At 65.5% G+C, this 3,714-nt stretch carries 3 protein-coding genes and 1 pseudogene; all 4 read left to right on the forward strand.

Annotated features, from left to right (window positions below):
- Positions 1-177, forward strand: a pseudogene (locus IVB32_RS24225) (UDP-N-acetylmuramoyl-L-alanyl-D-glutamate--2,6-diaminopimelate ligase); the annotation flags it as partial.
- Positions 174-1,553, forward strand: a complete 1,380-nt coding sequence (gene murF, locus IVB32_RS24230) for a UDP-N-acetylmuramoyl-tripeptide--D-alanyl-D-alanine ligase (RefSeq protein WP_204512073.1) — start codon at positions 174-176, stop codon at positions 1,551-1,553. The pseudogene IVB32_RS24225 and the gene murF, both read left to right, overlap by 4 nt.
- A gap of 163 nt (positions 1,554-1,716) precedes the next feature.
- The gene (gene mraY, locus IVB32_RS24235; protein ID WP_007600847.1) at positions 1,717-2,820 is read left to right on the forward strand and encodes a phospho-N-acetylmuramoyl-pentapeptide-transferase; all 1,104 of its coding nucleotides are present in this window, start codon (positions 1,717-1,719) and stop codon (positions 2,818-2,820) included.
- Positions 2,821-2,827: 7 nt separating this feature from the next.
- Positions 2,828-3,714, forward strand: an 887-nt coding sequence (locus tag IVB32_RS24240) for a Mur ligase family protein (protein WP_247411693.1), incomplete at its 3' end; no start/stop codon positions are given.

Consider the following 3,714-nt stretch of genomic DNA (forward strand, 5'->3'; position numbering starts at 1 on the left):
CGCGAAATCGGCGACCGGGCCGCGGCGATCCGCACCGCGATCGCCGAATTGGAAGATGGCGATGCGCTGCTCATCGCCGGCAAGGGCCACGAGACCGGGCAGATCGTCGGCGGAGAGGTTTTGCCCTTCAGTGATCACGAGGCGGTCGCCGCCGCATTAGCGTCGAGGATTGCATGAGCGCGCCCATATGGACGGTGGCCGAAGTGGCGCGCGCGCTGGGCGCCGCCGGATCGTTCCCGGACACGCCGATCGACTTCGTCACCCAGGACAGCCGGCTGGCGAAGCCGGGCAGCCTGTTCGTCGCGCTGAGCGGCACGCCAAGCGGCGGCTTCATTTCGGCCTTCGCCAGCGCGCGTGACGGCTGGGAGTTCGCGGACAAGGCGGAAGCCTCGGGCGCGGTCGCGATGATCGTGCCGCACGAGATCGCGGGCATCCGCATTCCCCAGATCGTCGTCAAGGACACGCTGATCGACGGCCTCTGGGGCCTTGCGCGCGCGGCACGCGCGCGCTTCAACGGGCCGGTGATCGGGCTCACCGGCAGCGCGGGCAAAACCAGCACCAAGGAATTCCTCGCGGCCTATCCCAATGCCTATGCCAGCCCGTCGAGCTTCAATAATTTCTGGGGCGTGCCGCTGACGCTGTGCAATGCGCGCCCCGATGCCAGTCTCTGGGTCGTCGAGATGGGCATGAACCAGGCGGGCGAAATCGCGCGGCTTAGCGAACTGACGCGGCCGACGGTGGCGCTCGTCGTCAACGTCCAGCCGGTGCATCTGGAGAAGCTCGGCTCGCTCGAAGCCATCCGTCGCGAGAAGGTGTCGATTGCACTCGGCCTGCCCGCGGAAGGCGTGCTGGTGCTGCCCGCCGGGATCAAGGCGCCGGACTGGAAGGGCAAGGTCATACGCTTCGGCGAGAAAGCCGAGGTGCATGAAGTCGCGCACGCGCCGCACGGCGACAGCTGGCAGGTCGTGGCCGCGCTCGGCAAGAAGGAGATCGCGTTCAGCCTGACGCCGGGCGCGCCGCATCGCGTTCAGAATGCGCTGGCCGCGCTCGCATCGATCCGTGCGACCAACCTCGATGCGGCGACGCTTGCGATCAAGCTCGACCGGGTCGGTATCATGAGCGGCCGTGGCGTCGAGCAGGCGGCCGGTGGCGTCACCGTGATCGACGACAGCTTCAACGGTAATCCGGCCAGCGTGGCTGCCGCGCTGCAAAGCTTGCAGGCGCGCAACACGACCGGTGGCCGCCGCATTGCCGTGCTCGGCGACATGCTGGAGCTGGGCGACGGCGCACCAACCTATCACATCGACCTCGCCAGGCATCTCGACGGCATCGACGGCGTCTATTGCGTCGGACCCCTGATGCGTCACCTGTTCGAGGTGCTTCCAGCCGGCAAGGGTCTCGGTTGGCACGACGACCCCGTCACGCTGAAGCCGGGGGAGGTCGCAAATCTGCTGAGGGCAGGCGATGTCGTGGTTGTCAAGGGCAGCAAGAAGATGTTCTGGGTCAACAAGTTTGTGCCGGGCCTAGTGGCCGCCTTGCAGGCAAGGGCGTAAACTGCTTGGAAGGCGCTGTTCCCGAATCCCCCCTTTCCGGCGCGAAGCCGTTCGTTTTCTTTAGAGGTCGCCCGACCCGATGATGAAGACCAGCGAATGCGCGTGAGGCAGGTTGACAAGGCCAAGATCAAGGCGCGTGCAAAGGCGCCATAGGACCGTCTGAATGTTTTACTGGCTGATCGAGCTCTCCAACACATTTCCGGGCTTCGGTGCCGTTCGCACCTTCCTGAACGTCTTCCGCTACATCACCTTCCGCACCGGCGGCGCCGTCGTCACCGGCGCGCTGTTCGTATTCCTGTTCGGACCCTGGATCATCGACCATCTGCGCATCCGGCAAGGCAAGGGCCAGCCGATCCGGGCCGATGGTCCGCAATCGCATCTCGCCAAGAAAGGCACGCCCACCATGGGCGGGCTGATGATCTTGTCCGGTCTCACGGTCGGCACGGTGCTGTGGGCCAATCCGCTCAACCCTTACGTCTGGATCGTGCTGGCGGTGACGCTTGGCTTCGGCTTCGTCGGCTTCTATGACGATTATCTCAAGGTGACGAAGCAGACCACGACCGGGTTCGGCAGCAAGCTTCGCCTGCTGATCGAGGCGGCGATCGCGCTGGTGGCCTGCTACGCGCTGGTGCGGCTGAACCGCGATCCCGCGTCGACCGCGCTGACGATTCCTTTCCTGAAGGACACCGTGCTGCATTTCGGCTGGTTCTTCGTCGTGTTCGGCGCCTTCGTCATCGTTGGCGCCGGCAACGCGGTGAACCTGACCGACGGTCTCGACGGCCTTGCCATCGTGCCGGTGATGATCGCGACTGCGAGCTTTGCCATGATCGCCTATCTCGCCGGCAACGCGGTGTTCGCCGATTATCTCCAGATCAAATATGTCGCCGGCACCGGCGAGCTCGCCGTGCTCTGCGGCGCGCTGCTGGGTGCGGGCCTGGGCTTCCTCTGGTTCAACGCGCCGCCGGCCTCGATCTTCATGGGCGACACCGGCTCGCTCGCGCTCGGCGGCATGCTGGGCGCGATCGCAGTGGCGGTGAAGCACGAGATCGTGCTCGCGGTGATCGGCGGCCTGTTCGTGCTGGAGGCAGTCTCCGTCATCGTGCAGGTGGTGTCGTTCAAGATGACGGGAAAACGCATCTTCCGGATGGCGCCGATCCATCACCATTTCGAGCAACTCGGCTGGACCGAGCCCCAGATCGTGATCCGGTTCTGGATCATCTCGGTGATGCTGGCGCTCGCTGGCCTATCCACGCTGAAGCTGCGGTGAACGATCGATGATCCCCGTCACGTCCTTTGCCGGCAAGACGGTCGCGGTGTTCGGCCTCGGCGGCTCGGGACTCGCCTCCTGTCACGCGTTGAAAGCGGGCGGCGCCGAGGTGATCGCCGCCGACGACAGCGCCGAGAATGTCGCCAAGGCCGCGCAAGCGGGCTTCATCACGGCTGATTTGCGCAACGTCTCATGGGCGAATTTCGCCGCGCTGGTGCTCGCGCCCGGTGTGCCGATGACCCACCCAGTCCCGCATTGGAGCGTGCTGAAGGCGCGCGAGGCCGCTATCGAGGTGATCGGCGACATCGAGCTGTTCTGCCGCGAAAGGCGCCGGCACGCGCCGGATGCGCCGTTCGTCGCCATCACCGGCACCAATGGCAAATCGACGACGACGGCTTTGATCGCGCATCTCACCAAGGTCGCCGGCTATGACACCCAGATGGGCGGAAATATCGGCACCGCAATCCTGTCGCTGGAGCCGCCGGGCATGGGCCGCGTCCACGTCATCGAGATGTCGTCCTATCAGATCGACCTCACGCCTTCACTCGATCCCTCCGTCGGCATTCTGCTCAATGTCAGCGAAGACCACATCGATCGCCACGGCACCATCGCGCATTACGCCGCGGTGAAGGAGCGACTCGTTGCCGGTGTGCAGGCCGGCGGCACCGCGATCGTCGGCGTCGACGACGGCTTTTGCCGCGATATCGCCGACCGGCTCGATCGCGCCGGCAAGAACGTGGTGCGGATCTCCGTCAAGAATCCGCTGGCCAGCGGCATCCATGTCGAGCACGGCCATATCGTGCGCAATTCGGGCGGCGCGCGCAGTGAAATCGCGGCGCTCGGCGGCATCGGTTCTCTGCGCGGCTTGCACAATGCGCAGAACGCGGCGTGCGC

The sequence above is a fragment of the Bradyrhizobium sp. 23 genome (genome assembly GCF_023073295.1).
GTDB lineage: Bacteria > Pseudomonadota > Alphaproteobacteria > Rhizobiales > Xanthobacteraceae > Bradyrhizobium > Bradyrhizobium canariense_D.